The organism is Shewanella sp. 10N.286.54.B9 (assembly GCF_041468565.1).
GTDB lineage: Bacteria > Pseudomonadota > Gammaproteobacteria > Enterobacterales > Shewanellaceae > Shewanella.
In genome coordinates, this window is the sequence record NZ_JBFRIY010000047.1 from 19,247 (window position 1) to 36,391 (window position 17,145).

Genomic DNA, 17,145 nt, shown 5'->3' on the forward strand with positions numbered 1-17,145 from the left:
AAATCTGCAGCATACTTGTCAAAGGTTCATTATGCATAACAGCACAATAATAATGTCAGCATAAGCGTGAAGCAGATAAAAGTTGCATACCAATATAGTCGCCATCGATAGAGCAAAATTTAACTATAGAATATTCAATAATAAGGCAACAAACGTTGCATAAAGGGTTGGGGATTATGGGAAACGCTGAACAATTACGCCAACAGTGGGCGCATAAGCATGAATTTGCTGCGCACAATAGTAGCGGAGAGCGCAATACTGCCATTGTATTGCTATTAACTGTTGTCACTATGTTTGCTGAGATTATTGCTGGAACGATATACGGTTCTATGGCGCTGCTAGCAGACGGTTGGCACATGGGGACTCATGCCGCAGCCTTCCTAATCACCTTATTTGCATATCGCTATGCGCGCAAGCATGCAAACTCGCCAATATTCTCCTATGGTACGGGGAAAGTGAGTGTGCTCGGCGGGTTTACTAGCGCGGTAGCGCTAGGTCTTGTAGCAATAGTCATGTTAGTCGAATCTGTTGTCAGATTAGTTAATCCGCAAGATATACATTTCGATCAAGCCATAATGGTTGCTGTGATAGGTTTGATTGTTAATGTTGTCAGTGTCTTTCTATTAAAAGACCATCATAGCCACGACCATGGACACAGTCATGAACATAGCCACGAACATAATCATGGCCATAATCACTCACATGGACATGAAGATCATAACCTTAAAGCAGCATATTTCCATGTGCTCGCTGATGCATTGACGTCACTACTGGCAATTGGTGCATTACTTTTAGGAAAGTATATGGGGCTTAATTGGTTAGATCCTGTCATGGGGATTGTAGGAGCAGTGATTATTTCTCGTTGGGCTTGGGGGCTTATGCACCAAACCGCCCCCATCTTGCTCGATGCCAGCATGAAGCAAAAATCACTCGCTGAAATAAAGCTCTTGGTTGAGAGTAATGGTGATAGCTTGGTTGACTTGCACGTTTGGAAAGTCAGTGCTGATCATTATGCTGCAAGCTTAATCGTTGTGAGTGAAAGTGATGCTAACTGTGGTGATATTAAACAGAGATTAGCCGATATTAAGGCTTTAAGTCATGTAACCGTTGAAGTACATCAGGTCAGTCAGGCACAATAACGTTTCAATCGCTCAGGAAATAAAATTAGATGAAAAACCAAGATGATCACTTAAATCACGCCATCATAGAGTTTTATGAAAAGTTGTCGTCTTGGGAAATGGCTGTCGTTAAAGACAACGGTTTTAGTTTACCCCAAGTGCATACCGTTGAGATCTTAGGTTTGAATGGCCCAATGAGAATGAAAGAACTTGCTGAGAAAATTGGCGTGACTACAGGCACATTAACCGTTCAAGTAGATAAAATGGTTAAAGCTGGCTTAGTGTTGCGTCGTGCTCATGAAACTGATCGTCGTTCGATATTAGTAGAATTGACTGATGCGGGCCAAGTGATGTTTGAAGAGCATGATAAACTTCATATGCAGCTCACCACAGATCTGACGGTCAACTTTAGCGACAAAGAGCGCAGTCAGATGTTAGATTTCTTTAAGCGTATAAATAGGGAGTTCTAACCGTCTCGGTTAAGAAGAAGAGCTACTCAAAGCATACTTCAACTTAATGATAGCCATTCCATTAAGGATATACTCAGTTCAAGCCTTGCCATAATGTTGCCGATTTAAACAGCGTCATTAGAGCCTGTTGATCTTTCATGGTTGTTTTTACGCCAATTTATTGGCCATTTTGGCAAGGCAGTGGCTATGTAGTGTAGTGATTCTCCACAAAGGGCTTTAACGCAGAAATAGTGACCAAGAAATGCTGTCCTTTGGATCCTTTCATTGCTTCTATTCTTTTATGACTAGAATCCGTTATGAGCCTGGCTAAACACCATCGCTCAAGCCTTGCACTAGAAGCATTATTCCTTACAGTAAACAATCGAATAAAAACTAAACTCGAAAGATCAACAGACCCTAGAAACACGCTTTCTAGGAAAACACTCTCTTCAATAAACATCCCCTCAACAAACACTATCTTCAAAAATGCGATGAACTTATTGGTTGATTTAGTGCCTACTACTGAGTCTATTTCGAGTTTTCTGCTGTTTCTATTCGATCGTCAGCCAATTGGTGTGATTAAGCAAAGAAATGTGTAAAACCATATAATATATATTGCGTAAATGTTAATATATTTGCTTTGTTGTTGCTTTCCAATTGGTGAGTGACAGTAGTGCTAAAAGGAGAGTATGACATTCTCAATTAGCGCACACTGAATACCTTCATAAAGTAGTTGTTATCGTAGTCTAATAATAAGAGAGTGCCTCACTGTGTTATCTCGTTTAAAAAGCCTAAGCAGTAATCAGTTTACAGTCATACTTGCGCTTTATTATGTCTGTATTTTTAATATCCCGTTTTTTCAAATAGTGAAACAAGGTGTCGAGAAGCAAGCAGATGTAAACCTTATATTTATCGCTACTATCCCACTTTTTCTCATTTTTGCACTCAGTTTTATATTCAGTATTTTTTCATTCAAATACCTCGCAAAGCCGTTTTTTATTGTCCTAACACTAATGTCATCAAGTGTGTTTTTTGCTGCATTGCAATACGGAGTCGTATTCGATTACGGCATGATTGAAAACACCTTTGAAACAAACTCTGCAGAAGCCGTGACCTATCTTAATTGGGCCTCCATACTTAATTTTGTCGTTACTGGTATTGCTCCTGCATTGCTGATTTATAAGGTTAATATTGTATTTAAACCATTAGCTAAAGAGCTGTTGTATAAGATTGCTCTTATGGCAGTAATGCTGATAGGTATTGGCATTATCGCGATCTTCTACTATCAAAATTATGTTTCTTTTGGTCGTAATAATGACATCATAAAACGTCATATCATTCCTACGTATTTTATTGGTTCTACGGCAAAATACATCAATATTAACTACCTGCAAGAGCCTATCGAGTACAAGCAGCTCGGCTTAGATGCAAAAAACACCACTGATAAACAAAATGACAAGCCCAACTTAGTGGTACTGGTTGTTGGGGAAACCGCGCGTGAAATGAATTATGAGTACTACGGTTATGACAAACCGACTAATTCACATACTAAAGGGCAAGGGCTGTTAACGTTTAAAAATACTCACTCTTGCGGGACGGCTACCGCAGTGTCACTGCCTTGCATGTTCTCCAGAATGGATAGAAAGCATTACGAGTCTAGGCAAGCAAAGGCACAGGACAGTGCTATAGATGTGCTAAATCATGCCGGTATAGCACTAGACTGGCTTGATAATGACAGTGGCTGTAAAGGTGTATGTCGTAATATTGATAATATACTCATTGAACACGATAGTGACCTTGATTTGTGTAATGGACAATATTGTTATGATCAGGTTCTACTCAATACACTTGATGATAGGCTTAGTCATTTAAGCAGTAAAGATAGCCTTATTGTGCTGCATATTATTGGTTCACATGGTCCAACTTATTACCTACGATATCCAGATGAACATCGCTTTTTTACACCAGATTGCCAGCGCAGTGATATTCAGAACTGCACTGATGAAGAGTTGGTGAATACCTATGACAATACGATTTTATATACCGATTACATTGTGTCTCAGGTAGTTAAAAAGCTTCAGACTAAAAATAGCGAATTTGATACTGCAATGCTCTACATCAGTGATCATGGTGAATCGTTAGGCGAAAGTGGTATGTACTTGCATGGTGCTCCCTATGCATTTGCACCAGAGCAGCAAACCAAAGTGCCGTTTCTAGGTTGGTTCTCTGAAGGTTTTGCACAACAAAACAAACTGGATTTGAGCTGTTTGGCCAAGGAAGCAGAACAAGGAGGTTACTCTCACGATAATCTGTTTGATAGCTTATTGGGCTTGATGAATGTCAAAACAGAGGTTTATCAGCGAGACAAAGACATTTTCTCCAGCTGTAGACAGTAGTAATCAGTCAAAAGTCGTAAATAAATGATAAAAGAGGATGGCAACATCCTCTTTTTTGTTTATTGTATTGATAAGTATGATATTTAGTCCTGGGGAAGATAATTTATGGATATGGCTCAACATTTGTCTGAGACCGAGCTATCAGCGCGGATTCTAAGGCATGCGGTTCCCAAGATGTCAGAACTGAACATCCCTGTTACACCCAACAACTATTCCGTTTGGTATGAATACTACTTAGGGATTAATTTAGATTTAAAACGGGCGATAGACGGGTTACTGGCAAACGAAGTTAGCTTTACCGCGACAGTGTGTGAAGGTCTGTTTACCACTTATATACAGCAACATTCTCCGGAAGTTATGGAGAATGTGCAGATAGAAACGCAATTATTGATCAATCAGTTGCTCGCTAAAATTGCAGGAATGAGTCAAGGTAATGTAAAGTTTTCATCGACACTTAAAGCGTTCGACAAAGCATTAAAAAGCAACCCAAGCTCTGAAGTTTTACAGCAACTAGTCGATGATATTACCACTGAATTAGATGGTATCATTGATGCTAATATAGCGATGGATAAAAGCCTTAATACTATTAATCAAGAGGTTTCAGCACTTAAAGCTGAGATGTCTGATCTGCGCTCAGTCGTTATGACCGATCAATTAACGTCACTTAACAACCGTCGAGCATTTGATGAAGAGGTGATAAGCCATATCGATACCTTTAACCAGAAAGAGTTTGAGAGTAGCTTGTTGGTTGTGGATATTGATCATTTCAAAAAATTCAATGATGTACATGGGCATTTAATCGGCGACAAGGTACTTACATACGTAGCTCAAGCTTTGAAGCAAAGTGTTAAAGGCGATGATTTTGTCGCTCGGTACGGCGGTGAAGAGTTTGTCATCTTGTTACCAAATACAGGTATCGACGAAGCTAAAATTGTCGCCAATAACCTACGTCAAAAAATAGCAAAGCGAAATTTAACCATAGGTAAAGAGAAGAAACTTCCATTAGGGAACATTACGGTTTCAGTGGGATGTGCTTCGCTTAAATATGAAGACAATAAAGATAGCTACTTTATCCGTGCCGATGAGGCGCTATACCGTGCTAAATCTGCCGGGCGTAATTGTGTGATGGTAGAGTCTGAATCTAATTGAACTGGGTTTAACCATTACAAATTAACAAAGTGGGCATCAAATTGCCCACTAACATAATGAGTTTTATAGAGCTTTAGCTAGCGTCGAAGCTTTACGCCCTAAGCTAGGGTTATGGCTTAAGATCCATATGCATTTTGATCAAGCGTTCTTCCATATCAAAAGTCACAGTAAAGCCTAAGTGTTTAGCTAAACTGGCCATATTGCGGTTTTCAAACATAGTAAAACCAGTTAAAACCAGTGTGTCATTGGCCTTATAATAGTTTATGAGTTTTTCAAGCAATAATTTGCCTAATCCTTGGCCTTGGAAATTACTGCGAACCGCCATGGCAAACTCTGCTTCTGTGTTATCGGGGTCAATGGAGGCTCTGATCGCACCAAGGGTAATGTCTTCGCCGTCGTCTCCTTTGGCGGTTGCAATAAATGCCATCTCTCTGGCGTAATCTATTTGTGTTAGTACCGCCATCTCCTCGTGAGTCATTTTAGAGCGCACGCCAAAGTAGCGCTTGTATCTATCCTCATCTGAGAGTGAATTATCAAAGGCTAAATGTTTTGGCTCATCCTCGGGCAAAATTGGTCTGAGCATCACTTCATTACCGTTTTTGAGGGTGGCTAATTGCTCTAGTTCTTTAGGGTAGGGCGATATAGCAAGCCTAGCGGCATTATCAACCGGTTCTTGATGCAGCTGAATATTGACGTCAAGCAAGGTGATTGACTCTCCTGCACATAAAACGGGGTTGAGATCCAGCGATGCAATTTCAGGGCAGTCGATAATCAAATGCGATATTTGTGTGAGCAAAACACACAGTGCATTCATATTCAGACCAAGGGGAAGGTGTCTGTCTTTCAATTTTTTGGTCTTGAGTGCCTGGATCACCATATAGCGCGCTAACGTCATATTTAGCGGTGGTAAGGCAACTGAGGCATCTTGGGTCGGATCCCATTCGGATCCACCTTCTCCTAGAAGGATCGCGGGACCAAAAACTGGGTCGTTGGCTACTGCAACCCTTATCTCTTGGGCACCAGCGGTTAATGCCATTTTTTGCACAATCAACCCCTCTATTTTTGCATCTGGATTGAGGGATATAACACGATCAATGATGGCTTTGGCCGCATGCTCAACTTCACTATCAGAGGTAAGGTTGAGCATGACACCGTGCACATCTGATTTGTGGTGTATATCAGGAGACTGCACTTTTAGCGCAATGGGGTAGCCAGCTTTTTTCGCTAAATGAACCGCTTCTTCAGCATTATTGGCGAACCAAGTATCGATAGTCTTAAGGCCATAAGCACCTAAGATACTGCTCGACTCATGGGTCTCTAATATCGTCTTACCCTTGCTTAAGGCTAGTTGTAATTTTTCTCGCGCCACGGCTGTATTAGCAGGAATATTATCTGGGATAGATAAGGGTACCTCCTGCAGTAGCTTTTGGTTACGTCGATATTCAACCATGTGCATAAATGCACCTACAGCGCCTTCGGGCGTTCGGTAGGTTGGAATGCCTGATTTAGAAAAGAGTCTACGAGCCTCATAGGCTGAATCTTCGCCGCTCCAATTAGTTAATATATTGACTCTGTTTCTATTAGGGTGCTTAGCAATGGTATCTGCAATCGCTTGGGCGACTTGCACACTTTCTCCTAATGCCGATGGCGAGTGCAATATCAAAATCGCATCTAGGTTATCGCTATCCATCATTATCTCGAGCGATTTTGCATAGCGGCTTGCATCTGAATCGCCACCTATATCGACCGGGTTTTGTCCTGACCAACTTTTTGGCAATATAGTATTGAGTTTTTGATAAATCTCTGCCGATAACTGCGGTAGTTTACCGCCGCTCAGAATTAGCTCATCCAGTGCTAATACTGCAGGGCCTCCGCCATTGCTGATGATCCCTAGGCGTTCACCTTGTAAAGGTGTTGAATGAGCTAAGGTTTCTACTGCGGCAAATAACTCAATTAAATCATTAACTCGTAACATACCTGCACGTCTAAAGGCTGCTTCATAAACAGCATCATTGCCGGCCACTCCGCCAGTATGCAGTTTAGCTGCGCTCGTGCCTTCAGCGCTGCGCCCGGATTTAATCACTAAAATGGGTTTATTTCTTGATGCTGCTCTCGCTGCCGATAGAAACAAGCGCTTCTCATTGACCGAGTCAATATAGAGCATAATGGCATCGGTTTTAGAGTCTCGTCCTAAATAATCCAATAGCTCATCAAAATCGATATCGTTAGCATCACCGAGCGAAATAAAAGAGGAGAAGCCAATACCTTTATTATTAGCCCAATCAAGCACTGTAGTGCAAATAGCTGCAGACTGTGACACGAAAGCGATTTTACCTGGCAGGGCACTCGTGTGCGCCAAACTGGCATTTAAGCCAATATTTGGCAATATCATCCCCAGACTATTGGGCCCTAAGATCCGCATGCCATAACGATCCGCATATTGCTGCATTTGTTGCAACAAGCTGACGCCATTCTCTGTTAATTCATCGGCCATGCCTGACGCCATGACAATGGCAACCTTACAGCCAAACTGTGCAAGTGTTTCGATAATCGCCGGCACTCTGTTGGCCGCGGTACAGATAATGGCAAGATCGGGCTTAAGTGGTAATGCTTCAATATTGGGATAGGCCAGTACTCCCATCACCGCTTCATACTTTGGTGTTACCGGCATAATAGGCCCTGAAAAACCTCCAGACAATAGGTTTTTTATCAGTACATTGCCGGCTCGTTTAGGCTGGTTGGAAGCACCTATTATCGCAACGGATTTAGGCTTGAAAAGTGTATGAAGAGTACGTTGGCTCATGAACTTATCCACTAAGTCAGTATGTTATGAGTGTACATGAGCAGTTTGATTTTTCCATAAGAGTTTAGTCTTGTATCACGTCAATTATGGGCTAATTTGCGTTCAATCAATTCATAGGGAGCTTTTGATAATAGGTTTAGCTATTTTCATAGGTTTATTGCTGATTCTCTGGTGTTTATTTGAAGTAATAGCAACTCCGAAAAGGTTTGCTCATTCAGCGGGAGTTAACATCACGTTAGGCAAGTCAGTGGCTTATCGCTTATCGCCAATCGTTATTTTTGACGCTAGATTCCCGGGCATTTTTTCCTGCACTATTCTACCTTCGACCATCTTCGGCCCCGTACCCTCTGCATCTGACCGTCAAGGAGGCTGGGAATGTGTTATTTTGTACGGAGCAAAATAGACCATGCACGCGTATATCAAATGCCACATGTGCGGTATTAAGTCATTTCCCCATGCTTTAAACATCAGCGGCACGTAGTGAGCGTCTTAGGACTTTCGCTGCGACGTTGCATTGTCTTAAAAGGGAATAACCATTTGCTCCACAATGCGCCTGGAGTTGAAAGCCCTGACAAAGCTCTTAAAACACTCGTTTCAAGTATTTTTCCCAGTGTTGGGGATTAATACATTTCATTAAAATCACAGCATAGTCCTTATTTGTTATGGAAATCCGGGTGAACTCATCTCAAAAAGCGGTAAGCGCTTTATACACGTCGGTGTGTAAAAGCATTGTGGGTCAGGAGCACGTCGTTAAATCTTTAGTCATAGCACTGCTGACCCGAGGTCATGTGCTGCTAGAAGGATTACCTGGAACCGCAAAAACGCGTTCGATAAAAGCCCTTGCAGAATCAATGCAAGCTAATTTCGGCCGAGTACAGTTCACCCCAGATCTTTTACCGTCTGATGTCACTGGATCTGAAGTCTATCGAGAGGTCGCTGGTAAACCGCAACTGGACTTTCAACCTGGTACGATTTTTAACAACTTGGTGCTAGCCGATGAGATAAACAGGGCACCCGCCAAGGTACAAGCGGCTCTCCTTGAAGCGATGGCTGAAGGAACGGTAACTGCTGCTGGTCATACTCGCAAGTTACCAGATCTATTTATGGTGCTAGCAACACAGAACCCCGTTGACCAAGAGGGGACTTATCCGTTACCTGAAGCACAAATGGATCGATTTACCTTAAAGGTCAATGTTGCTTATCCCGATAAAGCTGCTGAACTAGCAATAGTTAAGTTAGTTAGACAAGAAGAAAGTGGTAACTCGAAAGAAAATCAAGCTGACAATGATATGTTGATGGTGTCAGCTGCCGATATTTTGGCAGGACAACAAGCACTTGCCGATATCTATGTCTCGCCCGTCATGGAAAACTACATCGTCGATCTCATCATGGCGACTCGCAATGTTGATATATATGATAACGCTCAATTCCCTGATTGGATTGAGGTCGGTGCGAGTCCAAGGGCGAGTATTGCGCTAGATCGCTGCTCTAGGGCTCATGCATGGTTAGATGGGCGTGACTTTGTTTGCCCTGATGATGTACGAGCTGTACTGCACAGTGTGTTGGGACACCGTCTTATGTTGAGCTACGACGCCGCAGCGGCCGGAGTTAAAGCTGAACAGGTCGTCGATGATCTACTCAAATACGTTCCGTATGGACAGTAACACGTGGACTTTCAAATTAAACGAATGCATAAGCCTATTCCCAATGGCGATTCAGATCTGCAATCGTTAGACCCTCGCATCTATTGCCAATTAAAAACTCTGGTTGCGTTAAAACCTACAGCCGCAAAACTTTCTTTTCAACATGGGCCATTTCGCACAAGTGCCCAAGCGGGTCGTCACAACTCCAAAATACGGGGACGCGGGCTCAACTTTGAAGAGCTTAGACATTACCAAAATGGTGATGACGTAAAGAATATGGACTGGCGCACGACAATGCGAACGGGTAAACCTCATATTCGTGCCTATAGCGAAGAGAAAGATCGCCAAGCGTTGATCGTTGTTGATCAACGTGCTTCGATGTTTTTTGGATCCCAGCATGCGATGAAATCAGTTGTTGCTGCTCAGCTATCGGCGTTGTCTGCCTGGAGTATTCTACGAAGTGGTGACCAAGTTGGCGGCTTGGTGTTCGATGACGAACAGAGTCATTATACCAAACCGCGCCGCAGTGACGGGAATGTGGTGTCTTTTTTTCAATCAATAGTGTCGGCTAATCATAAGCTTAACGCTGATAACGTTGTCAGCGAGAGCCATCTTTCCTTAAATAGAACCCTATTACAGCTCGATAAAATCATCGAAGGTAATTCTACTGTCATTATAGTGAGTGACTGGCAAGGGTTTAATGATGAGTCGCTTACTCTATTAAAACAGTTACAACGGAAAAATGATGTAGTTTTAATTTATGTTCATGATCAATTTGAGCGAGATCTAAACAATATCAATAATCTAGTGGCTACTGACGGCAGTGCTCAGTTATCGATGGACCCAAAACAGATAAATCATCAAGCGCCTAATTTTTATAAACTCTACAGTGACCTATTTAAGCGCAAACTCAATGAACTTAATTGTGCAAGCAGAGCACAAGTTTTACCTGTGATAGAAATTGATACTGATGGCTCTGAGTTAAACCAGTTTTGCTCGGCATTAGGCAGGGGTTACTAAGTTCATGTTGAGCACTAGTCATATTCAAAAAGCAGCACAACAAAATGAGTTTAGTTTTGGCAATCCGATGCTGCAACTGAATGAGTTTGTCGGTATTGAAATGCCTGAAGCTATCGTATTCATGCCACAAACTTGGGGCTGGTGGCTGTTGCTATCCATAGTGATTTTACTCTTTGTACTATTTAGCTATATGAAGCTTAGGCATTGGCGCAAAAACCGTTACCGTAAGCAAGCAGTTAAAAGAGTGATAGCTGCCAAAGAAAAACCGCTAGCTGAGTTTTCGTTTATTGTGCTTACAGAGATAAAACAGGCAATGTCATTAGCCTATGGTGCTTCAACGATGATCGAGCCGTCAAGTTTGAGGCTAGCTAGTAGTATCAAGGGCGTTGCAGCGACGCAAGCAACATCTCGTGCAGCGAGCATTAGCTTAGCGGCGCTTAATGGACATGATTTGCTGGTGTTGTTAGATATAGCAGCTGAACACAACACTAGCTTTAATACTCCATTAGGGGACGCTTGGCAGCAAAGTTTACTTTCAAAGATAGAAGTTAAAGATGCTATTGCTGTGCAAAAAAATCTTACACTGCAGGCTTGTATTTGGTTTATGCATCATAGGACAAATCTGCCTTGTGGTTTAGTTGCCATCAAGGAGAGTGCCAATGCTTGAATTTAACTACCCTTTTTGGGCTTTAGTGCTTCCGTTACCTTGGTTGATAAACTACTTTTTACCCGCTTTCACAGTCAGACAGGCAGCCATCAAGGTTCCATTTTTTAATATTGTAGCGGGTCTATTGAAACCGACTCCTAACTCTGCATTGCAGTATTTAAAGCCGTCACGTTGGCAGAGATGTGCGCTGCTTATTGTATGGTTGCTACTCGTTACAGCCATGACCCAGCCGGTTATTCTTGGCGAGCCGCAGACTCGGCAACAAATAGGCAGGGATCTCATGGTCGTGGTTGATCTATCTGGCTCGATGGAAACTAAAGATTTCACCTTGCAGGCTAATCAACCGAAAACTGACGCTACAGGCGTGACCTCTAAGTCTACAATTTCGAGTGAATATATTTCAAGGTTAGATGCCGTGAAACACGTATTGCGCGAGTTCGTTGTGCAGCGACAGGGTGATAGACTTGGGCTTATTCTATTTGGGGATGCGGCTTATTTACAGGCGCCTTTTACTGCTGATCTCAATTCATGGGCCAGGCTGCTTGATGAAAGCCGTGTGGCAATGGCTGGTCAAAGTACTCACCTTGGTGATGCACTAGGATTAGCGATAAAGGTGATGGCGAGTGATGAAATTAAATCATCACAAAAGAATAAAGTCGTGTTATTGCTTACTGATGGTAACGATACTGACAGTTCAGTGCCGCCACTTGAGGCTGCTAAAATAGCAGCAAAAAATGGCATTAGAGTCCACGTCATTGCCATTGGTGACCCTCAAACAGTTGGTGAGCAAGCTATGGATATGGAGGTGATTGAAGGTGTCGCAACACTCACCGGTGGTAAAGCATTTCAAGCTATTTCTACCCAAGAACTTAATAATGTTTATCAAACGATAAGTGAATTGGAACCTGCGAAGTTTGCGAGTTTTGTCTATCAGCCAAAACAAAGTGTGCATTATGTTCCCATAGCGGCAGCACTCATTATCTATCTGCTGACTTATTTACTGGTATTTGTTGTACGCCTGTTCAACGTTAAAAGACTGAGTGAACAGCACTTCGATAGCAGGGAGCAGGCGTAATGGACATCGGCACAATGTTATCGCAGTTTCATTTTATAAGACCTTACTGGTTACTGTTGGTTATACCTTTTACTTGGCAGGTTGTGGTGCACTTACGTAATGCTGCGACTGTTAAACCGCAAAAAATGCTGCTTCCTAAACATCTAGCTAAAGCCCTTGCAATTGGCGATGCTGGCTGGCGAAAACGCTTGCCTATCAAATTCTGGTCATTGGGTTTTTGTATTGCGATAGTGATTGCTGCTGGCCCGACTTGGCAACGGCAGGCATCCCCTTTTGGAGAAGATCACGCACCTTTAGTAATTTTGCTAGACGTGTCTGAGTCGATGTTACAAACCGATGTACAGCCTTCTAGACTCGATCGTGCGACCCAGAAAATCTCAGATCTACTCGCCATAAGAGACGGTGGCAAAACCGCACTAATTGTCTATTCAGGTAGTGCACATATAGCCATGCCTTTAACCAAAGACAAAGCTGTATTTTTACCATTGCTAGAGGCTATCTCACCCAAAATAATGCCGCGAAAAGGTAAGTTTGCTGAATACGGATTGGCTGAAATAGATAAGCTATTCGAGCGAGAATATTTTGCAACACAATCTGCCACAGTGCTCTGGATAACCGACGGTGTCGGGACTGATACCGAGAAAGCCTTTACTGATTATTTTAACATGCTGAAAAAGAGACCCGAGTTGGGTTCACAAGGAGAGGCAAACCTGTCAAGTGATCAGCGATTACAGTTAGTAGTATTAGGTAGTGGAGATAATCAGCGTGAAGCGGATATTGAGTTTCAGGGTGGCGAACTGAGCGCTTTGGCTAGTCGCTTAGGTGGAAGTTATCAACAAATATCTGTCGATAATAGTGATGTTATAGCAATTAATAAATTGATTGAACGCAACATTATTATCAATAGCGATAGCGCCGAGCCTTGGCAGGATATGAGCTATCCACTTGTGTTTATCTTGGTTGCAATCTTTCTAATGTGGTTTCGTAAAGGCTGGACCGTTCAGTGGTGTTTTGTTGGCATGTTAATGCTTACCGCACCCGGCCAGAGCATAGCTGATGATGGATCATATATGGCTACAACTGTCTCTGTGATTAAGGAACCAACGACTGAACTGAAAAAAATGCAGGGAATTAAACAAGCTATTAAACAGTTTTGGTTTGATGCTTGGTTAACGCCAGATCAGCAAGCGCAGCGGTATGTTAACAAAGGGGAATACAGTAAAGCAGCACAGGCATTTACTCAGCCTTATAGTAAAGCCACTGCTTTTTATTTAGCGGAAGAATTTAAGTCTGCCTATATCTATTTTATGCGAGTTGACAGCGCCGACGCTCTATTTGGTGCAGCTAATTCATTAGCGCAGCAACGAGAGTACATTGCCGCTAGACAGATGTACCAACAAGTTGTGGAGAAGTATCCATCATTTGAAGCCGCGCAAACGAATTTGAACAAAATCCAGAAAATTATTGATGATATAAACCGCCAAAGTGAAAGCCAAGCTAATACGGAAGACGAAACATCGACAGAGTTAGGTGATGAACCACAGACAGGCGAGGGCGCGGATGAAAAAGTCTCTGGGCAAATGTTAATTAAACAAACCTATACCGCTGAGCAATTACTTGCAGATGATGCCCTAGCTCAGGCGTGGATGAAACGGGTTGAAGGTTCGCCAAGTAGATTTTTAGCAACAAAATTTAGAATACAGCTTAATCAACGTAAGCAATCAACGTTGAACTAATGATGAGAACCACTTTATGTTAACCAATGAGCGCGCTCAAATAGATGAAGAGAGCTTGGAGAGATTATTTCCCATTCTGTCGTCACTTAATCGTTTATTTAAAGTCATTAGTATCACTTTAGTTTGGTTATTACTTTTAGTTGTTTTGTTTGTATTAACTAGCTTTTCCAACCTTGCTTTTGCAAGTGATGATGGGACTATTACGACAATACCACCCAGCAGCATTAATGAATTACGGCAGGCGGGAAAGTTAACTATAAGCACTCGATTAGCGCCGCTAAAAGCGGTTGCTCCACAGCAGCAAGTTGATCTGTATATACAGATTGCTACTGATACATGGTTTGCAGGTGGTACCCACATTAGTGCTTTTGATGTTGAAGACACAATAGTACTTAGACGTAAAAAATTAGCGAATAACTACACAAATCGAGTTGATGGAAAAACTTGGTCAGTACAAGAATGGCAACTGACGCTTTATCCGCAAAAAGTAGGCGCAATAACTGTTCCTAAAATAGCGGTAACCGTGAATGTAGCGGATAAACCAGGTTCTAACGTTAAAGGCACATTGTACACCCAGCCTCAACAGTTTGCTGTTGCACTTCCTGATGAAATGTTAGCTAATACAAATCATTATATCGCCTCGCCAGAGGTCACATTTAAACAAAAAATAACACCAGAAAATGGCAGTGAATTGCATATAGGTGATGCCATCACTCGTACGTTGACCATCAATGCGACCGACAGCAGCGCCATGTTGTTTCCCGATTTTCCGCTTTCAAAATCGGAGATGTTATATGGATATCGAGGTCCAGTAGAGAGCAAAGATAACCAGAATCGTGGTGATTTCAGCGCGAGCAAAGTCTATCAACAAACTTATATCGTGCAGAACAGCGGCGAAGTGAATCTACCTGAACTGTCTTTTTACTGGTGGAACACCAAAGATGAAGAGTTAACGGCACTTACTGCTGAGGCGCTATCATGGCAAGTCACTCACACGCCATTGAGCTTTGTTAACGCTTACTGGCTATATGGTTTAATGTTGCTCGTACTATTGGCTTTAACGGTGATAGGGGGGATTTCTTCTAGAAAGCGCATTCAAAAGCAACAATTTCCCGTCGCTATTTTATTTGCTTGTACTGTAATTAATAAACAATTCGCACGTACAGAGCAATATTTGTATTGGCGCAATAGTGACAAGAATAAACGTGCGACATATAAGCCTAATCTGAGGTTGTTGGATGATTCAATCCACGGGGAAAAGGAGAATGAATTCCTGAAGATAAACCAAGGACAGACTAATGAAAACTTGTTGAATCGTTGGCAGCGGGGGTTTAGTAACCCAAATACAGAGTCTGGACAATCATTGAAAACTCGTAGGTTTTATTTTATGTTTTGGCGGTTTATATCAAATAAAAGCGCCAGTTAACTCTAAAATAGCTTTATTTGTGGGTTCCTCTGGATACTGTCGATAGAATTGCTCCATTAGCTAGACCCTGCTAGCCAGGTCCTCCTAGCTAGAGCAGCCTGAATGTAAAACGGAACTACCAACTAATAGCTAACCTGATAATTTACTTGTACAAAGTCGTTGGCAAACGCAATCGCGCTCGCTTGAATTAGCTTGATATCAGTAGCCGTTTTGCCAAATAGCGCAATGCCTTCACCTAAGATAACAGGCGCGCGCGTAATGGTTATTTCATTGATTAGCTTGAGGTTTAAGAATGATTGGATGGTGGTGCCACCATCGATGTAGGCATGCTGATATCCCTCACTTTCAAGCATAGTAACTAACGTAGTCAGATCCCCTGAGTACATTTCTACTTTATCTTGTAAGTTGCTAGGCGCTTGCTTAAGAGTATTGCTGAGTACAATGATGCGCGTATCTCCATAGGGCCATTGTTCAGGAGACAGCTCCATGCTGGCAATCATCTCCATACACTTGCGGCCCATGATTAAGCAATCAACTGAAGATATGTAATCAGCAAAACCCATATCGGCGTGGCTTCCCATATCTGCTTGTGAGTTGCCAGCGCTATGTAACCAATCAACACTACCATCCTTTCTTGCTATAAAGCCGTCGGTGCTGGTTGCAATATAGACAGAACATTTCATATTTTAATCTCAGATATTCGTTTTGCAGAAAAATTATAGTCCAAGGCTTGGCATAGATGAAATCTTACCTTCGTTGAGCTGATGTGACGCACTATTCGTCTTCAATCCGCATCGCTTCCTTTATTTCATCACTGCTAAAGCCTTTACGAGACAAATAAGCGTAAGCTTTGGACTTATCTTTATAGTCGGATAAGTCATAGCGTTTTTTGGCTAGCTCTGCTTTACAGCTTTCATAGAAGTCGATATCTCCTGAAAGTGCTAACTGATAAACGGTTTGTTCAAATTCAGTGACATCAATTAGCCGCCGCTTTAGCTCCTGTAAAATAAGAGTTTCCCCTTTACCCTTATTAAACAGTTTTACAACTTCTGAGCTTAGCTCAATTTTATCCGCTTTTACGGCAAGCTTACTGCGTAATGTTTTACGTTGGGGGTGTTGTGACAGGGCGTAGTCGATCTCTGCGCGGCTAAAGCCCTTGGTGGTCATTTGGGCGTAAACTTTTTCTTTATTGGTATTGTTAAAGTGTTCAAATCGACTCAGGAGCCTACTGGTCGCCATCTTATAGGAATCGATTTGATGAGCTTCAATAACATGTTCGATTGCTGTGTCTACATCAGTAGCCGAAAGACCACGTACCTGTAACTTTCGCTTTATGGCACCTGAACCGATTTCATTGCTAAAAGCCATTTCACAATAACGCACAGCAAACTCCGCATCGCTCTTCAGATAACCGCTTTCTATAAGTTTGGTCAGAACCGTTTCTATCCACTCTTGTTTATCTGTTTTACGTTCAAGCTTAGAGCGAATTTCATTGATGGTAAAATCTTGTTGGCTTAAGTGCCAATAAGCACTGTTGTAGACGTTATCAATTGATTTGGCTTGGCGAAGCGTTGCACGTTGCATAAGAAGTTGATCTGACCTTTGAAGTTAACCTTTTCGAGTGTATCAGACCGATGGCTGTTTGAGTACGTTTGCTCGTTTT

At 42.2% G+C, this 17,145-nt stretch carries 14 protein-coding genes; 11 read left to right on the forward strand and 3 right to left on the reverse strand.

Annotated elements, in window-relative coordinates; all coding sequences use genetic code 11:
* Positions 1–176: 176 nt before the first annotated feature.
* From dmeF to AB4135_RS16850, 5 genes are all read left to right on the forward strand, one after another.
* On the forward strand, positions 177–1,139 hold the full coding sequence (gene dmeF / locus AB4135_RS16830) for a CDF family Co(II)/Ni(II) efflux transporter DmeF (protein WP_371994623.1): 963 nt from the start codon (positions 177–179) through the stop codon (positions 1,137–1,139).
* A 29-nt stretch (positions 1,140–1,168) separates the two neighbouring features.
* Entirely contained in the window at positions 1,169–1,588 is a 420-nt protein-coding gene (locus AB4135_RS16835; RefSeq protein WP_371994624.1) for a MarR family winged helix-turn-helix transcriptional regulator, read from the forward strand.
* Between the two features lie 296 nt (positions 1,589–1,884).
* Positions 1,885–2,166, forward strand: coding sequence for a hypothetical protein (locus AB4135_RS16840; RefSeq protein WP_371994625.1), 282 nt, complete (start codon positions 1,885–1,887; stop codon positions 2,164–2,166).
* 171 nt (positions 2,167–2,337) lie between these two features.
* A complete protein-coding gene (locus AB4135_RS16845; protein ID WP_371994626.1) occupies positions 2,338–3,963 on the forward strand; it encodes a phosphoethanolamine transferase in 1,626 nt (541 codons plus the stop codon).
* A gap of 105 nt (positions 3,964–4,068) precedes the next feature.
* Positions 4,069–5,112, forward strand: a complete 1,044-nt coding sequence (locus tag AB4135_RS16850; protein ID WP_371994627.1) for a GGDEF domain-containing protein — start codon at positions 4,069–4,071, stop codon at positions 5,110–5,112.
* Between the two features lie 109 nt (positions 5,113–5,221).
* Here the strand turns inward: AB4135_RS16850 and AB4135_RS16855 are convergent, their stop codons facing one another.
* Complete coding sequence (locus AB4135_RS16855; RefSeq protein WP_371994628.1) at positions 5,222–7,915, reverse strand: bifunctional acetate--CoA ligase family protein/GNAT family N-acetyltransferase; 2,694 nt, start codon at positions 7,913–7,915, stop codon at positions 5,222–5,224.
* Between the two features lie 662 nt (positions 7,916–8,577).
* Here AB4135_RS16855 and AB4135_RS16860 point away from each other — a divergent pair.
* The 6 genes from AB4135_RS16860 to AB4135_RS16885 are packed head-to-tail and all read left to right on the forward strand — an operon-like array spanning position 8,578 to position 15,482.
* Positions 8,578–9,579, forward strand: coding sequence for an AAA family ATPase (locus tag AB4135_RS16860; RefSeq protein ID WP_371994629.1), 1,002 nt, complete (start codon positions 8,578–8,580; stop codon positions 9,577–9,579).
* A 3-nt stretch (positions 9,580–9,582) separates the two neighbouring features.
* On the forward strand, positions 9,583–10,578 hold the full coding sequence (locus tag AB4135_RS16865; RefSeq protein ID WP_371994630.1) for a DUF58 domain-containing protein: 996 nt from the start codon (positions 9,583–9,585) through the stop codon (positions 10,576–10,578).
* Between the two features lie 4 nt (positions 10,579–10,582).
* Positions 10,583–11,245 carry a DUF4381 domain-containing protein gene (locus AB4135_RS16870; protein ID WP_371994631.1) on the forward strand — a complete coding sequence of 221 codons (663 nt, stop codon included), beginning with the start codon at positions 10,583–10,585 and terminating at the stop codon, positions 11,243–11,245.
* Positions 11,238–12,320, forward strand: a complete 1,083-nt coding sequence (locus tag AB4135_RS16875; protein WP_371994632.1) for a VWA domain-containing protein — start codon at positions 11,238–11,240, stop codon at positions 12,318–12,320. Before AB4135_RS16870 ends, AB4135_RS16875 begins: the two co-directional genes overlap by 8 nt.
* Entirely contained in the window at positions 12,320–14,056 is a 1,737-nt protein-coding gene (locus tag AB4135_RS16880) for a VWA domain-containing protein (RefSeq protein ID WP_371994633.1), read from the forward strand. The genes AB4135_RS16875 and AB4135_RS16880 overlap by 1 nt, the downstream gene beginning before the upstream one ends.
* Positions 14,057–14,072: 16 nt before the next feature.
* Positions 14,073–15,482: a hypothetical protein gene (locus AB4135_RS16885; protein WP_371994634.1), complete on the forward strand. Its 1,410-nt coding sequence runs from the start codon at positions 14,073–14,075 to the stop codon at positions 15,480–15,482.
* Between the two features lie 122 nt (positions 15,483–15,604).
* Here AB4135_RS16885 and AB4135_RS16890 read toward each other — a convergent pair whose 3' ends face one another.
* Positions 15,605–16,165, reverse strand: coding sequence for a dihydrofolate reductase family protein (locus AB4135_RS16890; RefSeq protein ID WP_371994635.1), 561 nt, complete (start codon positions 16,163–16,165; stop codon positions 15,605–15,607).
* A gap of 91 nt (positions 16,166–16,256) precedes the next feature.
* On the reverse strand, positions 16,257–17,066 hold the full coding sequence (locus AB4135_RS16895; RefSeq protein WP_371994636.1) for a RecX family transcriptional regulator: 810 nt from the start codon (positions 17,064–17,066) through the stop codon (positions 16,257–16,259).
* Positions 17,067–17,145 lie beyond the last annotated feature (79 nt).